The sequence below is a fragment of the Sulfitobacter sp. EE-36 genome, from assembly GCF_000152605.1.
Classification (GTDB): domain Bacteria; phylum Pseudomonadota; class Alphaproteobacteria; order Rhodobacterales; family Rhodobacteraceae; genus Sulfitobacter; species Sulfitobacter pontiacus.
The window spans coordinates 1,143,475-1,158,034 of sequence record NZ_CH959310.1 but is presented as its reverse complement, the minus strand read 5'-3'; the positions used below and the strand labels follow the sequence as shown (position 1 = coordinate 1,158,034).

Sequence of the window (14,560 nt, the reverse complement as noted above, 5' to 3'; positions counted from 1 at the left end):
AACGCCATATAGCCCTGAACAAAGCGCGGAGCAGGTGATGACACAGTATCTGGATTTCGAAAAACCACTGGCCGAAGTGGAAGGCAAAGCGGAAGAGCTGCGCGCTCTGGCGCGGTCCTCCGAAGGGATGGACGTGAGCGCCGAAGCCAAAACGCTGGACGAAAAAGCCCACCAAATGCTTGACGATCTGTACAAGTCGTTGACGCCGTGGCGCAAATGTCAGGTGGCACGTCACCCCGACCGGCCCCATTGCAAAGACTATATCGAGGCCCTTTTTACCGAATATACCCCGCTGGCGGGGGACCGGAATTTTGCCGATGATCTTGCGGTCATGGGCGGTCTGGCACGGTTCAACGACACGCCTGTCGTCGTGATCGGCCACGAAAAGGGCAACGACACCAAATCCCGTATCGAACGCAATTTCGGCATGGCCCGCCCCGAAGGCTACCGCAAAGCCGTGCGCCTCATGGAGCTGGCCGACAAGTTCGGGCTGCCCGTGATCACGCTGGTGGACACCCCCGGTGCCTACCCCGGTAAAGGCGCGGAAGAGCGTGGCCAATCCGAAGCCATCGCCCGCGCGACCGAGAAATGCCTGCAGATCGGTGTGCCGCTGGTGTCTGTCATCATCGGTGAAGGTGGGTCAGGCGGGGCGGTTGCCTTTGCCACGGCGAACCGCGTCGCCATGCTGGAACATTCCGTCTACTCTGTGATCTCGCCCGAGGGCTGCGCATCGATCCTGTGGAAAGACGCCGAGAAAATGCGCGAGGCCGCCGAAGCGCTGCGCCTGACCGCGCAAGATCTGAAACAACTGGGCGTCAACGACCGCATCATCCCCGAACCCCGTGGCGGCGCGCATCGGGATCGGAAAGAGGCAATTGCATCGGTGCGCAAGGCGATTGCCGCGATGCTGGATGACCTGTCGGGCAAAGACCCAAAGGCGCTGGTGGCAGATCGCCGCAAGAAATTCCTCGACCTCGGGGCCAAGGGGCTGGCGGCGTAATCTACGCCGCCCGCTGGCGCATCACGTCGCCAGCATCCGCAGACCTTGGGTCACATCGGTGCGCACTGCCAGCCGCAGACCGGGTTCGTCGCCCGCGCGCAGCGCCGCGATAATAAGCTTGTGAAAATGCGGCGGCTCTGTCCGTCTGAGCCGCCCATAAAGCGCCCGCATCGTCGGGCCCATCTGCAGCCAGACCGTTTCCGCCATCGCCAGCATCGCAGGGGCCTGCGCCCGTAGGTACAGCGTGCGATGAAATTCCAGATTGGTGCGAATATAGCTCACCGCGTCACGGTGGATCACCGCATCCGAGATGGCATTGTTGATCGCCTGCATCCGGTCGATCAGCGCAAGGTGGGCCCGCGGCAGGGCGCGGCTCGCAAGCTCCACCTCGATCAGGGCACGCAGGGCGGCCAGCTCCTCGATCCGTTCGTTGCTCAGCTCCGGCGTCGATATCCGGCCAGAGGCCGACATGGTCAACGCCCCTTCCGCCGCCAGCCGTCGCACGGCCTCGCGGGCGGGAGTCATCGACACCTCGTATTCCTTCCCGATTCCCCGCAGGGTCAGCGCCTGTCCCGGGGCCAGATCGCCGTGCATGATGCGGGTCCGCAACTGCCGATAGACACGGTCATGGGCCAAAGGATGCGCATCAAGGGGGCGAGGGTTCAGGTTCATATAGCCGTTGTGATCACGAATCGCCGCTGCGTCAATGTCGCAAACGCGGGCGAGGTCTATGCCTGCGTAGTAAACTTGAACCGGTGCAGGTCGCTGCCGTGGGTGCGCAGCCAGCCGCGCGCCTCTTGATAGGGGCCGTAAATCCGTTCGACCTCGGCCCAGAAGGCGGGCGAATGGTTCATCTGCGCCAGATGCGCGACCTCGTGGGCGGCGACGTAATCAAGCACGTCGGGCGGCGTCAGGATCAAGCGCCACGAAAACATCAGCCCCCCGTCCGAGGTGCAAGACCCCCACCGCGACCGCGTATCCCGCAAGGTTAGCTTGCTGTACGGCCGCCCCAGCAGCGCACTATAATCGTCGCAGGCCCCGGTCAGCCGGTCCCGCGCGAGCTCTTTCAAATGCGCGGCAAGCCGGGTCGGCACACGCGCCACCGGACCGGGCACCGAAATCGTATCGGTCCCCAGTACCACCCGTCTGCCCTGCCCGGCTTCAACCCGCAGCATCCGACCGCCCAAGGGAAACTCTGCCCCGATGCCCACCAGAACATCAGCGCCACGCGCTTCCAGATGTTGCCGAATCCACGCCTCTTTCTCGCGGGCAAAGGCGATTCCCTCTGCCTCCTTCAAGCGTTTCGGCATGGTAAGCGTCACCCGCCCATCCAACTGCGATATCCGCAATGATATCCGCCGCGCCCGCGCAGAGCGGCGCAGGATCAGCGGGATAGGCGGGTTTCCGGGCAGGACAGGATCAGGCATTTCAGGGTTCCGGGTCGCGATGGGGTGGCGATTGCCTTTGACAGTGCCTATCTCATATGGCACTTGGCCTGAATCATCTATACGCAACAACACTTTCAAAAAGGGGACTTCGATGCCCAATGAAGAATGGGGAACCAAGCGCCTGTGCCCCACAACGGGCAAGCGGTTCTACGACCTGAACAAAGATCCGATCATCAGCCCTTACTCCGGCGAAGTGGTCGAGGTGGATAACTCCAAATCCCGCATGATCGCAGCAGACGCCGAAGATGCCGTCACCGCCAAAGCCAAGAAGGGCGATGTGGATGATGACGAGACATTGGTAGATGACGACGATGTAGATGTGGATCTGGACGACGACATCCTGGACGATGACGACGACGATGATGATACCGTTCCACTCGAAGAAATCGCCGACGTTGCATCCGACGACGAAGATTGATTGAATTTTGCGAGGGCGGGATAGATTTTCCTCTTGATCCCGCCTTCGCGACCGCCTATTCAGCGGCGCATCGGCCTTGAACGGTTGATACACTTCCCGGATCTCTGATCCACGATGGGGCCTTAGCTCAGCTGGGAGAGCGCCTGCATGGCATGCAGGAGGTCAGCGGTTCGATCCCGCTAGGCTCCACCAAACCTTCACCGAACATTCCAGCACACACGTCACCCACCACGCGAGGCTGACTGACGCGCGTCCGCGAGGCGGACACTCTGAGTCAGCGGTTCGATCCCGCTAGGCTCCACCAAACTTCCCCCCTACATTCCAGCATATATGGCACGCACCACGCGGGGCTGACTGACGCGCGTCCGCGAGGCGGACACTCTGAGTCAGCGGTTCGATCCCGCTAGGCTCCACCAAACACCACCCTACATTCCAGCACACACGTCACGCACCACCCGGGGCTGACTGACGCGCGTCAGCGAGGCGGACACTCTGAGTCAGCGGTTCGATCCCGCTAGGCTCCACCAAACACCACCCTACATTCCAGCATACACGTCGCGCACCACGCGAGGCTGACTGACGCGCGTCCGCGAAGCGGACACTCTGAGTCAGCGGCTCGATCCCGCTAGGCTCCACCAAACTTCCCCCCTACATTCCAGCGCACACGTCACGCACCACGCGAGGCTGACTGACGCGCGTCAGCGTTTTCGACGCATCGCAAGCCTACCTACGTATACAAAGCCCGCGGTCACGCTGACGGCGGCGAAGACCCATGCGAACACCACGAGCAGCTTGTGCCGGATCGGGTGGTAGTTGCGGAAATAGGCCCATGTGTCGGTGTAGGGGATGCTTTCGACCCAGTGCTGCACTTCAAGGAATGCGATGATCCCGAGACAAAGCACGCCTGAGACGCAAAACACCCATATGACCGCTCGGTCCGTCACCTTTCCCATTGCGCACCCTGCCCCTTGAAACGCCGCCCCACCCCAAGCTGTACGGCAAGGAACAGCCGCGCACAAAATTAAATTGGCCGCACCACTAGACGACCGGTCTATTACTTCTTACCTCCCCCGTATGACAGAGCAAAAGAAATCAGATCAAACGCGGCAAAAGATACTGACCGCCGGACGTGCGCTGATCAGCAAGCACGGGTTTGGCGCGGTCGGGCTGGCGCGCATCCTGAGGGAAAGTGAAGTCCCCAAGGGGTCGTTCTATTATTACTTTCCGTCCAAGGATGCCTTTGGTCAGGCTTTGCTGCACGACTATGTCGACGATTATCTGGCGCGCATGGATGCGCTGTGCAGTGGGTCGGGTTCTGCCCGTGACAAGCTGTTGTCCTTCTGGTCGGCGTGGCTTGCCCATGCCCATTCCGAAGGGATCGCCAACCAGTGCCTCGTTGTGAAGCTTGGGGCCGAGGTTGCCGATCTGTCCGACGACATGCGGCGCATCTTGGATGATGGCGTGGCTCAGTTGGTCAGCCGCATTGCGCAACTGCTGGTTGCCGGGGCCGAAGAAGGCTCCGTCCCGCCGGTCGATGATCCGCGGGCAGTAGCGCAGATGCTCTATGCCAAGTTTCTGGGGGCCGCGATCCTGTCGAAACTGTCGCAGGATCAGGTCCCGTTGCAGCAGGCTTTGTCAGAAACCACCGATTTTCTAACCATACAATAAACCAAAGAAAGCGAGACCCCCATGAAAGCAGCCGCGCACAACAGCTTTGGCGAACCCATCGACGTTATCGAAGCGACCGAAGTCGACACCCCCACCGCAGGGGCGGGCGAGGTTCTGGTCAAGATGACCCTGTCGCCAATCCACAACCACGACCTTTGGACCATCCGCGGCAACTACGGCTACAAGCCCGAGCTTCCCGGCGCGATTGCCGGCAGCGAAGCGCTTGGCACCGTCGAGGCTGTCGGTGAAGGCGTGGACGACGCGATGATCGGCCAGCGTGTGTCGATCGCGGGCGTGCATGGCACCTGGGCTGAATACTTCGTCGCCCCCGCCACGGGTGTTCTGCCCCTGCCCGACGTGATCTCGGATGTTGCTGGCGCACAGTTGATCGCGATGCCCTTCAGCGCCATCTCTCTGCTGGAAACGCTCAAGGCGCAGAAAGGCGACTGGATCGTCCAAACCGCTGCAAACGGGGCCGTCGGCAAGATCATGACCACGCTCGCCAAAAGCCGCGGCATCAACCTGCTGAACCTCGTGCGGCGCGAAGATGCTGTGAAAGAGCTGACAGATCTGGGCATCGACAACGTGCTGTCGACCTCGGAAGCGGGCTGGCAGGATAAAGCGCGCGAAATCATTGGCGAAAAAGGGGCCGCATCCGCGATCGATTCCGTGGGGGGCGATATCTCTGCCGATCTGGTCGATCTGCTGGGACTGGACGGAGAGCTTGTCGTGTTCGGGACCGCGACCGGTGCGCCGATGCCGCTGAACTCTGGCGCGCTGATCATGAAGCACATCACCGTCAAAGGCTTCTGGGGCTCCCGCGTGAGCGGCGATATGGACCCCGAAGAGCGCAAGCGCCTGATCACTGAACTGGTCACGCTGGTCGCCAAAGGCGAATTGGTGCTGGAAGACGGTGGGCAGTTCGGGCTGGATGATCTTTCGGGTGCGCTGAAAGCCTCGCTAACACCGGGCCGCCCCGGCAAGGTGATGATCCACGGCTAAACGCAGCCGAATACCACAGCACCAAACAGGGCGGCCCTTGATCCGGGATCAAGGGCCGCCCTGCTTTTATTTTGGTACTCTAGCTTGAGTGGCCGCGATCTTTAGAACGGCAGCCCCGTATAATTCTCTGCCAGATCGCGCCGTGCTGTTTCGCTTTGCGCCAGATGGGCCAGCGACGCCCGCCGCATCTGCGGAGCGAAACTGTCTTCACCCTCGAACTGATGCAGCATTGTTGTCATCTGCCAGCTGAACCGCATCGCCTTCCAGATCCGCGACAGCGCGTGGGCGGAATAACCCTCAACCCCGCTGTGATCCCCTCGCTTCAACGCGGCAATCAGCGCGTCATGCAGATAGAAGACATCGGACACCGCGAGGTTCAGCCCTTTGGCACCGGTGGGCGGTACGATATGCGCGGCATCCCCCACCAGAAACAGGTTTCCCCACCGCAAAGGCTCGCTCACGAAGGACCGCAGCGGCGCGATGGATTTCTCGATCGACGGGCCGGTCACAAGCGCCTCTGACACAGGCCGCGGCAAACGTTGCTTCAGCGCCTCCCAGAAGCGGTCATCGCTCCAATCCTCGACCTTTTCGGTCGACGACACCTGAATGTAATAGCGGCTCAGGCTTGCGCTACGCATGGAGGCAAGGGCGAAGCCCTGCGCCGAACTGGCATAGATTAATTCATCGTTCACCGGTTTCGTGCGCGACAGAATCCCCAGCCATCCAAAGGGGTAGACCCGTTCAAACTCCCGGCGTTTGGCGGCGGGGATCGTCGCGCGGCTGACACCGTGGAACCCATCACAGCCCGCCACGTAAGTGCAGCTGATCTCGCGTCGCTGGCCGTCTTTGGTGAAGGATACCGTGGGCGCATTGCTGTCCGCACCGTCGATCACCACATCCTCGACCTCGTGAATGATCGTGGTGCCCATCCGGTCCTGTGCGTCGTACAGATCGCGGGTGACCTCTGTCTGGCCATAGACCATGACCTTCTTGCCGATCAGCTTGTGGAAATCGATATGCACCATCAGATCGTTGTCGGTCAGGTAGCAGCCTTTGTGCGGCAAGCCCTGTTGGTCCATCCGCGCACCGACACCGGCATGGCGCAGCAGGTTCATTGTGCCATCCTCAAGCACGCCCGCGCGGATGCGTGACAGCACGTGTTCACGGGTGGTCCTTTCAAGCACGACAGTGCTGACCCCTGCGTCGTTCAGCAATTGCGACAGCAGCAAGCCCGATGGCCCGCCGCCGATAATGACGACTTCCGTTTTCATAGAGCTGCTCCCTGCCCGATTTTCGGGTTAACCTATTGTACGGAACGTGCATGATGAATGGATCGTTAGCGCAATTGCTGGTACAATCCGTGCATGACAGAGCTTTCCCCGATCCCCAGCTATGCGCTTTTTGGCGAAACCAAAGGCTTTCCCGATGTCCTCCATTGCGAACGGATCAAGGACCGCGCACCGGATCACGCGTGGCACATCGCGCCGCATCGGCACGCGCAATTGGCGCAGGTGCTCTACATCCTTTCGGGGGGTGGCACGGCGAATATTGATGGCGACCGATTTGCCCTAACGCAGGGATCGGTCGTCTTTATCCCGCCCCGCATGGTGCATAGTTTCGACTTTGCCCCGAATACCCAAGGCATGGTGCAATCCTTTCCCATTGCGATCCTGCACAGCATCGGGCCCGTCAATGCCGAGGTCGCACAGGCGCTGACCAAGCCGACGGTTGGTCGCGCCGCGGGCCCGCTGATCGCGCTGATGACCCAGCTGGAAACCGTGGCGGCCCAGACGGGGGCGCCGTTTCGGGCGCAGATTGCCGTGGGGCTGGGACATGCGGTTCTGGCCAGCATCGCGGCATGGGGGACCACGCAAAACCGCAGCAACGACGCACCGCAGGATGATCGCCTGTCGCGGCTCGACCAGCTTATCGGCGATCCCGACAGTGCCGGCTGGACGGCCAAGGACTTTGCCAGCACCCTCGGGATCAGCACCGGACATCTGTCGCGCCTGTGTCGCGCGGCAAAGGGGCTGTCCGCCACCGCCTACATCGAAGCCCGCCATGTCGAGGAAGCCTGCCGCATGCTGGCCTTCACCCGCCTGTCAGTGGCCGAGGTTGGCTACCGTCTGGGGTTCGCCGATCCGTCCTATTTCTCGCGCCGTTTCCGCACCGTGCAGGGGGTGACCCCATCGCAATACCGCCAGCAATTCGTAACCTGAGATCGCGGCCAAAGGACCATAGGTTGAAGTCTCGGCAAATCAGCGCTCACAAAACTGACAAATGTCAGAATTATTAACCGTTATCGCTAACAGCCGTTTGACCTACCCCAATTGATACGTGAAGGTGACGTTAGGGAGCCTGCGCAACCCGTGCCGCGCAGATAAGAGAAACCGAAGTTTCTGGGAGGAAATAGAATGACAAAAGGCAATATGAACCGTCGCACCATGCTGCGCGGCGCTGCTCTTGGCGCGCTGGCGACACCGGCGCTGGTCGGCAAAGGGATCGCGCAGGGCAAGGTCAACTGGCGCGTGCAAGCGCATTGGCCCAAAGCGTCCAGCTCTTTCACCGACAGCCTTGGCAAACTGGCCGAAGTGCTTGAGACGCGCACCGAAGGCGCGTTCAAAATGGATCTGCTGGGTGCTGGCGAATTCGCCAAAGGCCCCGACATCTACAATATCGTGCGCAAGGGCGTGGTGCCCATGGGGACGGTCAGCCCGTCCTATGTGCAAGATCAGGCGCAGGCCGCGTCCTTCCTGTTCGGCATCCCCGGCACCTTCCGTCAGGCCTGGGAAATGGAACACGCGGTCAAGAACCTTGGCCTTGAGGCGCTGGTGAACGAAGACCTGAACGCCGATGGCGTGATGATGAAGACAGAAAAGGTCCTGCCCGTCGAAATCGTCGTGTCGAAAAAGATCGAATCCGCCGAAGACTTCAAAGGGCTCAAGCTGCGGTCGTCGGGTACGATGCTGGATTACCTGCAATCCGCTGGTGCCGCGCCGCAATACATCCCCGGGTCCGAGCTCTATCAATCGCTCAGCTCGGGCGTTGTGGATGGCGCACATTGGGGCGCTGCCGTCGGGGCGAAATCCATGTCCCTTTGGGAGGTCTGCAAATACCACTACAAACCCGCGCTTGGTCAGACCACCGACGCCTTTATCCTGAATATGGAGGCCGTCGACGGGCTGGAGGACGATCTGCGCACTGCCCTGCTCGACACGATGGAGACGCGGTTCTTCCAGCGGTCGGCCGAATACCAGCACGCCGAAGCCATCGCGATTTCTTCGGGCATCGCCGAGAACGATATCGAGGTGTCCGAACTGCCCGACGACGTTCTGGCGATTCTTGCCGATGCCTCGGCCAAGATCCTCGACACAGAGGCGCAGAAAGGCGAACGCGCGGCGAAGGCGGCGGATATCTACAAAACCTTGATGACCGACCTCGGCTACCTCTAGGGGCCTGATCCGGGGGCTCGACCCCGGTGATGCCACAGTGAAAATCAATGTAGCCGCCTGACATGTCCCTGCATTTCGGGCGGCTTCTTTTATGTCTTGAGGGAGAAACGTTTTGTTTAAACTTGCGCGCTTCATCACGCAATTGAACCGCATTATCGGCTATTGGATCAGCTTTTGCGTGCTGATCATCTTTGCCCTGCTGCTGGCCGATGTGGTCATGCGCTATCTGATCGGACAGCCCGCGATCTGGACTGCCGAGTTGGCGACGCTGATCTTTGGTGTCTATGCGATCATCGGGGGCGGCTATCTGCTGACCGAACGCGGTCACGTGAACGTCGATATCATCTACGGCCAGTTTTCCCCCAAACGCAAAGCCTTGGTGGACATCGTGACATGGCCGCTGTTCCTGATCTTTGTCGGCGTGCTGCTGTGGCAAGGCTATGACATCGCGTCCGAGGCCATCGCGGATATGGAGCGGTCGAACTCTGTCTGGAAGGCCCCGCTGTGGCCGACAAAATCGCTGATCCCCGTCGCCGCCTTGCTGCTGTTGTTGCAGGGCTTCGTACGCCTTTGGGCCGATGTGCGCACTCTGATGGGGCTGCCCAATGATCCCGCGATCTTTGGACAACCGGCCGCCGGCGACACCCAAGCCGCCCAAGCCGCAGGAGGCCAGTCATGAGCGTTGAAATCCTGACCATGCTTTTCTTTGGCGCGCTGCTGTTGTTTGTGATGCTCGGTACGCCGCTGGCCTTTGCCCTTGGGGGGATATCGGTCATCTTCCTCTATGCGGAAATGGGCGATCTGGGGTTCTATCTGCTCGCCTCCAAAATGTGGGAAACGATGCAATCCCCCACGCTGATGGCAATCCCGCTGTTTGTCTTCATGGCGATCCTGCTTGAAAAATCGGGGGTCGCGAATGACCTTTACGATATGATGCACGAATGGTGGGGCGGGCTGCGCGGCGGTCTGGCTATCGGCACGGTGCTGATCTGCGTGATCTTTGCTGCCATGTCGGGCATCTCGGGTGCGGCAGTTGTCACGATGGGGACCATCGCGCTGCCCAAGATGCTGGAACGCGGCTATGACAAGAAGCTCGCGCTTGGGGCGATCAACGCGGGCGGGGGCTGGGGCATCCTGATCCCGCCGTCGATCCTGATGGTGCTGTATTCGTTGCTAACCGAAGTGTCGGTCGGGCGTCTGTTCGCGGCCGGTATCGGGCCAGGGCTGCTGCTGTTCTTCCTCGTCTCCGTCTATATCGGCGGGCGCTGCTGGATGCAGCCGGAACTGGGCCCCGCCCTCCCGAAAGAGGAACGCGCGAATTGGGGGCAGAAGCTGCGGTCTCTCAAGGCGGTGATCCTGCCGATCCTGATCGTGGTGATCGTGCTGGGGGCCATCTTCGGCGGCTACGCGACGCCGACCGAAGCCGCCGCCATCGGCGTCTTTGGCGCAATGGTCGCTACGGGCGTCAACCGGCAACTGTCATGGGCCGTGATCCGCGACGCCTCTGTCGCGACGCTGAAACTGACCGCGCTGATCATGTGGATCCTTTTCGCGGCCCATGCCTTCAGCACGGCCTATACCGCGCTTGGGGCACAAAGCCTGATCCAGGATATGATGAACCTTGTGCCCGGTGGGCGTTGGGGGTCGCTGGTGTTTATGCTGGCGGTGCTCTTCATCCTTGGCATGGTGCTGGATCCGGTGGGGATCATGCTGATCACCCTGCCTGTATTCCTGCCCGTTGTGCAGAGTTATGGCTTTGATCCGATCTGGTTCGGCATCCTCTTCATCATCATGATGGAGGTCGGGTATATGACCCCGCCCTTCGGCTTTAACCTCTTTTACCTCAAAGGGGTGGCCCCGCCGGATGTCACAATGGGCGATATCTATGCCTCTGTGACGCCTTACGTGATCGTGACGCTGATCGGGGTTCTGCTGATCATTCTGATCCCCGAGATCGCGACCTATCTGCCCAAGTATTTCTACGGGTAGACCTGTAAACACCTGCCTTGACCCGCGGCACGGCTGCGGGTCAAAGCCCCTGACGGGTTATGCTCAAATATTAGGCAGCCGTCGAAATACAGCCTGAAATTGCGCCAAAAATGCCCGTTTCGGATCGCACCCGACGGGAATCACGCTATCCAGATGGGAGTTATTTTCAGCTGGACGAGGCCCCCCATCAACATCGCCGCCCATACCGATCAGGCTCTCGCCGTGCCGATGCAACCCCGCGCCCGCGGGGCGTTGCGCATCAGCAGCAAGACCTATGGCGGCGCGTCGGTGATTGGCGATCTCTACCAGCAAGGCTGCTTCAAAGCGCTGTTTCCGCGCGCGGCGGCGGGCGGGCTGACGGGGGTTTTCCTCAATACCTCGGGCGGGATGACGGGCGGCGATGAACTGTCGATCACCGCCACGGCGGGTGCGGGCAGCCGGCTGACCCTGACCAGCCAAGCGGCCGAGCGCGTCTATCTGGCGCAACCCGGCCCCATGGCGCAGATGACCACGCGGCTGGATGCAAAAGCGGGGGCACGGATCGACTGGCTGCCGCAGGAAACGATCCTGTTCAACGGCTCCGCCCTGCGCCGCAAGCTGGAGGTGGACCTGTCGGGTGATGCCTGTTTCTTCGGCGTAGAGCCGCTGGTATTTGGCCGCGTCTCCATGGGCGAAACGCTGCGCGACGCGCGCTTTGCCGATAACATCACGATCCGCCGCGACGGGCACCCTATCTTTGCAGATGCCGTGCGTCTGTCCGGCGATATCCATGCACAGCTTGCAGGCACCGCCACCGCGGGCGGCAACTGCGCCATGGCCAGTGTGATCTACGCCGCCCCCGATGCCGAAGCGCTGCTTGCCCCCCTGCGCGCGCTGCTGCCTGCCAGCGCCGGTGCCAGCCTGATCCGCGACGGCGTGCTTTATGCGCGGCTCCTCGCGCCCGACAGTTACATCCTGCGCCAGTCTCTGGTGCCGATCATCGCCCGCTTGCACGGCGCGGCCCCTCCTAAAACATGGATGCTTTGACATGCAGCTGACCCCCCGTGAAAAAGACAAACTGCTGATCGCCATGGCGGCCGAAGTCGCGCGCAAGCGTCTGGCCCGTGGCGTCAAGCTGAACCACCCCGAGGCGATTGCCCTGATCACCGACACCGTCGTCGAAGGCGCGCGCGATGGCCGCAGCGTGGCCGAGATGATGCAGGCCGGTGCCCAGGTCATCACCCGCGACGACTGTATGGAGGGCATCGCCGAGATGATCCACGACGTGCAGGTCGAAGCCACCTTCCCCGACGGGACCAAGCTGGTCACCGTGCACAACCCTATCCGCTAGCCCCCATTCGCAAGAAAGGCCCCTGCTATGAAACATCTGATGATCCTGCCCGCCGCCCTGATGGCCGGCCCTGCCCTTGCCCACCCCGGTGTGCATATCGCCCCCCACGGGGCCGAATGGATGCCTGTCTTCATGGGGCTTGCCGTCATCGCAACCGCCGCGGCCATCGCCCTGCGCGGGCGAGTCAAGGCCCCCCGCAAGGCACGCAAATGATCCCCGGAGAGGTGCTGTGCGCCGCGGGGGACATCACCCTGAACGCCGATCGCACAGCCATCACCCTGATGGTTGCCAATACCGGCGACCGGCCCGTGCAGGTCGGCAGCCACTACCACTTTGCCGAAACCAACCCCGCGCTCGACTTTGACCGCGCCGCCGCGCGTGGTTACCGGCTGGACATCGCCGCCGGCACCGCCGTGCGCTTTGAACCCGGTCAACGCCGCGAGGTGCAGCTGATCCCGCTCGCGGGAGACCGCAAGGTGTACGGGTTCAACGCTGAAGTGATGGGCGCGCTCTAAGGCGCTTCGAGGAAAGAGAGACCTATGACCACCACACTCCCCCGCTCTGAATATGCAGCGATGTATGGCCCCACCACGGGGGACCGGCTGCGACTGGCCGACACCGATCTGATCATCGAGGTGGAGCGCGATCTGACCACCTATGGCGAAGAGGTGAAGTTCGGCGGCGGCAAGGTGATCCGCGACGGGATGGGCCAGTCGCAGGTCACGCGGGCAAACGGTGCGGTGGATACTGTGATTACCAATGCGCTGATCGTGGATCATTCGGGCATCTACAAGGCAGATGTCGCGCTGAAGGACGGGCGCATCGCGGCGATTGGTAAGGCGGGCAACCCCGACACCCAGCCAAACGTCGACATCATCATCGGACCGGGGACCGAGGTGATCGCAGGCGAGGGACGCATCCTCACCGCGGGCGGTTTCGACAGCCACATCCACTTTATCGCGCCCCAGCAAATGGAAGACGCGCTGCATTCCGGCGTGACCACCTGCTTTGGCGGCGGCACCGGCCCGGCGCATGGCACGCTGGCCACCACCTGCACCCCCGGCCCGTGGCACATAGGGCGCATGTTGCAGGCGATGGATGGCGTGGTGATGAACATCGGTCTCTCGGGCAAGGGCAACGCCAGCCGACCCGGCGCACTGGTCGAGATGGTGAACGGCGGGGCCTGCGCGCTGAAGCTTCACGAGGATTGGGGCACCACCCCTGCCGCTATCGATTGCTGCCTGTCGGTCGCCGACGATATGGACGTGCAGGTGATGATCCACACCGACACGCTGAACGAATCCGGCTTTGTCGAACATACGCTTGGCGCGATGAAGGGCCGGACCATCCACGCCTTCCACACCGAGGGCGCAGGCGGCGGCCACGCCCCCGACATCATCAAGATTTGCGGCGAAGAGCATGTGCTGCCGTCCTCGACCAACCCGACACGCCCCTTCACGGTGAACACGCTCGAAGAGCATCTGGACATGCTCATGGTCTGTCACCACCTTGATAAATCCATCCCCGAAGACGTCGCCTTTGCCGAAAGCCGGATCAGACGCGAAACGATTGCCGCCGAGGATATTCTGCATGACATCGGTGCTTTCTCTATCATCGCCTCTGACAGTCAGGCCATGGGACGTGTGGGCGAGGTGCTGATCCGCACATGGCAAACCGCTGACAAGATGCGCAAGCAGCGCGGGCGCTTGCCGGAAGAAACCGGCGACAACGACAACTTCCGCGTCAAACGCTATATCGCGAAGTATACGATCAACCCCGCCATTGCTCATGGTGTCAGCCGCGAGGTCGGCTCGATCGAGGTCGGCAAGAAGGCCGATCTGGTGTTATGGAACCCCGCCTTTTTTGGCGTGAAGCCCGAAATGGTATTGATGTCAGGCATGATCGTCGTGGCACAGATGGGTGATCCGAATGCGTCGATCCCCACGCCGCAGCCGGTCTATACCCGCCCGATGTTCGGGGCCTATGGCAGCGCGCTTCAACATTGCGCGGTGACCTTTATCTCGGAAGCCGCGCAGTCGAGCGGGCTGCGCGACAGCCTTGGCCTGCGCAAACAGACCATCGCCGTGCAAAACACCCGCAACATCGGCAAATCCGATCTGGTCCACAACGCGGCCACCCCCAAGGTAGAGGTGAACCCCGAAACCTACGAAGTCCGCGCGGACGGCGAGTTGTTGACCTGCGCGCCCGCTGAGACCGTCCCCATGGCGCAACGCTATTTCATGTTCTGAGGCC

Annotated in this window: 17 protein-coding genes and 1 tRNA gene; 14 read left to right on the top strand and 4 right to left on the bottom strand. The window is 61.6% G+C overall.

Annotated elements, in window-relative coordinates; all coding sequences use genetic code 11:
- Positions 1-37 precede the first annotated feature (37 nt).
- The gene (locus EE36_RS08160) at positions 38-1,000 is read left to right on the top strand and encodes an acetyl-CoA carboxylase carboxyltransferase subunit alpha (protein WP_005851191.1); all 963 of its coding nucleotides are present in this window, start codon (positions 38-40) and stop codon (positions 998-1,000) included.
- 21 nt (positions 1,001-1,021) lie between these two features.
- On the opposite strand, the gene EE36_RS08155 is transcribed toward EE36_RS08160, so the two are convergent.
- Entirely contained in the window at positions 1,022-1,672 is a 651-nt protein-coding gene (locus EE36_RS08155) for a GntR family transcriptional regulator (RefSeq protein ID WP_005851189.1), read from the bottom strand.
- A 56-nt stretch (positions 1,673-1,728) separates the two neighbouring features.
- Positions 1,729-2,427 carry a M48 family metallopeptidase gene (locus EE36_RS08150; protein WP_005851187.1) on the bottom strand — a complete coding sequence of 233 codons (699 nt, stop codon included), beginning with the start codon at positions 2,425-2,427 and terminating at the stop codon, positions 1,729-1,731.
- Positions 2,428-2,539: 112 nt separating this feature from the next.
- Between EE36_RS08150 and EE36_RS08145 the strand changes: the two genes are divergently transcribed.
- Together EE36_RS08145 and EE36_RS08140 are read left to right on the top strand one after the other, a co-directional pair.
- Complete coding sequence (locus EE36_RS08145; protein WP_005851186.1) at positions 2,540-2,866, top strand: TIGR02300 family protein; 327 nt, start codon at positions 2,540-2,542, stop codon at positions 2,864-2,866.
- A 116-nt stretch (positions 2,867-2,982) separates the two neighbouring features.
- A tRNA-Ala gene (locus EE36_RS08140) sits at positions 2,983-3,058 on the top strand.
- Positions 3,059-3,564: 506 nt separating this feature from the next.
- Here EE36_RS08140 and EE36_RS08135 read toward each other — a convergent pair.
- Entirely contained in the window at positions 3,565-3,819 is a 255-nt protein-coding gene (locus EE36_RS08135; RefSeq protein ID WP_005851184.1) for a hypothetical protein, read from the bottom strand.
- Positions 3,820-3,940: 121 nt separating this feature from the next.
- Here EE36_RS08135 and EE36_RS08130 point away from each other — a divergent pair, with 121 nt between their 5' ends.
- Both EE36_RS08130 and EE36_RS08125 read left to right on the top strand, forming a co-directional pair.
- Positions 3,941-4,534, top strand: coding sequence for a TetR/AcrR family transcriptional regulator (locus tag EE36_RS08130; protein ID WP_005851182.1), 594 nt, complete (start codon positions 3,941-3,943; stop codon positions 4,532-4,534).
- 21 nt (positions 4,535-4,555) lie between these two features.
- Entirely contained in the window at positions 4,556-5,536 is a 981-nt protein-coding gene (locus EE36_RS08125; protein ID WP_005851180.1) for a zinc-binding dehydrogenase, read from the top strand.
- 101 nt (positions 5,537-5,637) lie between these two features.
- Here the strand turns inward: EE36_RS08125 and pobA are convergent, their stop codons facing one another.
- Positions 5,638-6,807 (bottom strand): 4-hydroxybenzoate 3-monooxygenase, encoded by a 1,170-nt coding sequence (pobA, locus tag EE36_RS08120; RefSeq protein WP_005851177.1) that lies wholly within the window; start codon positions 6,805-6,807, stop codon positions 5,638-5,640.
- Between the two features lie 93 nt (positions 6,808-6,900).
- On the opposite strand from pobA, the gene EE36_RS08115 reads away from it, so the two are divergent.
- The 9 genes from EE36_RS08115 to ureC all read left to right on the top strand — a co-directional run bounded on the left by EE36_RS08115 (position 6,901) and on the right by ureC (position 14,556).
- Positions 6,901-7,755: a helix-turn-helix domain-containing protein gene (locus tag EE36_RS08115; protein ID WP_005851175.1), complete on the top strand. Its 855-nt coding sequence runs from the start codon at positions 6,901-6,903 to the stop codon at positions 7,753-7,755.
- 195 nt (positions 7,756-7,950) lie between these two features.
- A complete protein-coding gene (locus tag EE36_RS08110) occupies positions 7,951-8,988 on the top strand; it encodes a TRAP transporter substrate-binding protein (protein WP_005851174.1) in 1,038 nt (345 codons plus the stop codon).
- Positions 8,989-9,100: 112 nt separating this feature from the next.
- Entirely contained in the window at positions 9,101-9,667 is a 567-nt protein-coding gene (locus EE36_RS08105; protein ID WP_005851172.1) for a TRAP transporter small permease subunit, read from the top strand.
- Positions 9,664-10,977 carry a TRAP transporter large permease subunit gene (locus EE36_RS08100; RefSeq protein WP_005851171.1) on the top strand — a complete coding sequence of 438 codons (1,314 nt, stop codon included), beginning with the start codon at positions 9,664-9,666 and terminating at the stop codon, positions 10,975-10,977. The genes EE36_RS08105 and EE36_RS08100 overlap by 4 nt, the downstream gene beginning before the upstream one ends.
- A gap of 153 nt (positions 10,978-11,130) precedes the next feature.
- Positions 11,131-12,003, top strand: a complete 873-nt coding sequence (locus tag EE36_RS08095; protein WP_005851169.1) for an urease accessory protein UreD — start codon at positions 11,131-11,133, stop codon at positions 12,001-12,003.
- Position 12,004: 1 nt separating this feature from the next.
- Positions 12,005-12,307, top strand: a complete 303-nt coding sequence (locus tag EE36_RS08090; protein ID WP_005851167.1) for an urease subunit gamma — start codon at positions 12,005-12,007, stop codon at positions 12,305-12,307.
- Between the two features lie 27 nt (positions 12,308-12,334).
- A complete protein-coding gene (locus EE36_RS08085; RefSeq protein ID WP_005851166.1) occupies positions 12,335-12,520 on the top strand; it encodes a hypothetical protein in 186 nt (61 codons plus the stop codon).
- Positions 12,517-12,822, top strand: a complete 306-nt coding sequence (locus EE36_RS08080; protein WP_005851164.1) for an urease subunit beta — start codon at positions 12,517-12,519, stop codon at positions 12,820-12,822. Before EE36_RS08085 ends, EE36_RS08080 begins: the two co-directional genes overlap by 4 nt.
- A 24-nt stretch (positions 12,823-12,846) precedes the next feature.
- Positions 12,847-14,556 (top strand): urease subunit alpha, encoded by a 1,710-nt coding sequence (ureC, locus tag EE36_RS08075; RefSeq protein WP_005851162.1) that lies wholly within the window; start codon positions 12,847-12,849, stop codon positions 14,554-14,556.
- Positions 14,557-14,560 lie beyond the last annotated feature (4 nt).

Excerpts from the sequence above, each read along its gene's own strand:
- EE36_RS08160 (WP_005851191.1), top strand. The coding sequence starts at position 38 with ATGACACAGTATCTGGATTTCGAAAAACCACTGGCCGAAGTGGAAGGC.
- EE36_RS08155 (WP_005851189.1), bottom strand. The coding sequence starts at position 1,672 with ATGAACCTGAACCCTCGCCCCCTTGATGCGCATCCTTTGGCCCATGAC.
- EE36_RS08150 (WP_005851187.1), bottom strand. The coding sequence starts at position 2,427 with ATGCCTGATCCTGTCCTGCCCGGAAACCCGCCTATCCCGCTGATCCTG.
- EE36_RS08145 (WP_005851186.1), top strand. The coding sequence starts at position 2,540 with ATGCCCAATGAAGAATGGGGAACCAAGCGCCTGTGCCCCACAACGGGC.
- EE36_RS08135 (WP_005851184.1), bottom strand. The coding sequence starts at position 3,819 with ATGGGAAAGGTGACGGACCGAGCGGTCATATGGGTGTTTTGCGTCTCA.
- EE36_RS08130 (WP_005851182.1), top strand. The coding sequence starts at position 3,941 with ATGACAGAGCAAAAGAAATCAGATCAAACGCGGCAAAAGATACTGACC.
- EE36_RS08125 (WP_005851180.1), top strand. The coding sequence starts at position 4,556 with ATGAAAGCAGCCGCGCACAACAGCTTTGGCGAACCCATCGACGTTATC.
- pobA (WP_005851177.1), bottom strand. The coding sequence starts at position 6,807 with ATGAAAACGGAAGTCGTCATTATCGGCGGCGGGCCATCGGGCTTGCTG.
- EE36_RS08115 (WP_005851175.1), top strand. The coding sequence starts at position 6,901 with ATGACAGAGCTTTCCCCGATCCCCAGCTATGCGCTTTTTGGCGAAACC.
- EE36_RS08110 (WP_005851174.1), top strand. The coding sequence starts at position 7,951 with ATGACAAAAGGCAATATGAACCGTCGCACCATGCTGCGCGGCGCTGCT.
- EE36_RS08100 (WP_005851171.1), top strand. The coding sequence starts at position 9,664 with ATGAGCGTTGAAATCCTGACCATGCTTTTCTTTGGCGCGCTGCTGTTG.
- EE36_RS08095 (WP_005851169.1), top strand. The coding sequence starts at position 11,131 with ATGGGAGTTATTTTCAGCTGGACGAGGCCCCCCATCAACATCGCCGCC.
- EE36_RS08090 (WP_005851167.1), top strand. The coding sequence starts at position 12,005 with ATGCAGCTGACCCCCCGTGAAAAAGACAAACTGCTGATCGCCATGGCG.
- EE36_RS08085 (WP_005851166.1), top strand. The coding sequence starts at position 12,335 with ATGAAACATCTGATGATCCTGCCCGCCGCCCTGATGGCCGGCCCTGCC.
- EE36_RS08080 (WP_005851164.1), top strand. The coding sequence starts at position 12,517 with ATGATCCCCGGAGAGGTGCTGTGCGCCGCGGGGGACATCACCCTGAAC.
- ureC (WP_005851162.1), top strand. The coding sequence starts at position 12,847 with ATGACCACCACACTCCCCCGCTCTGAATATGCAGCGATGTATGGCCCC.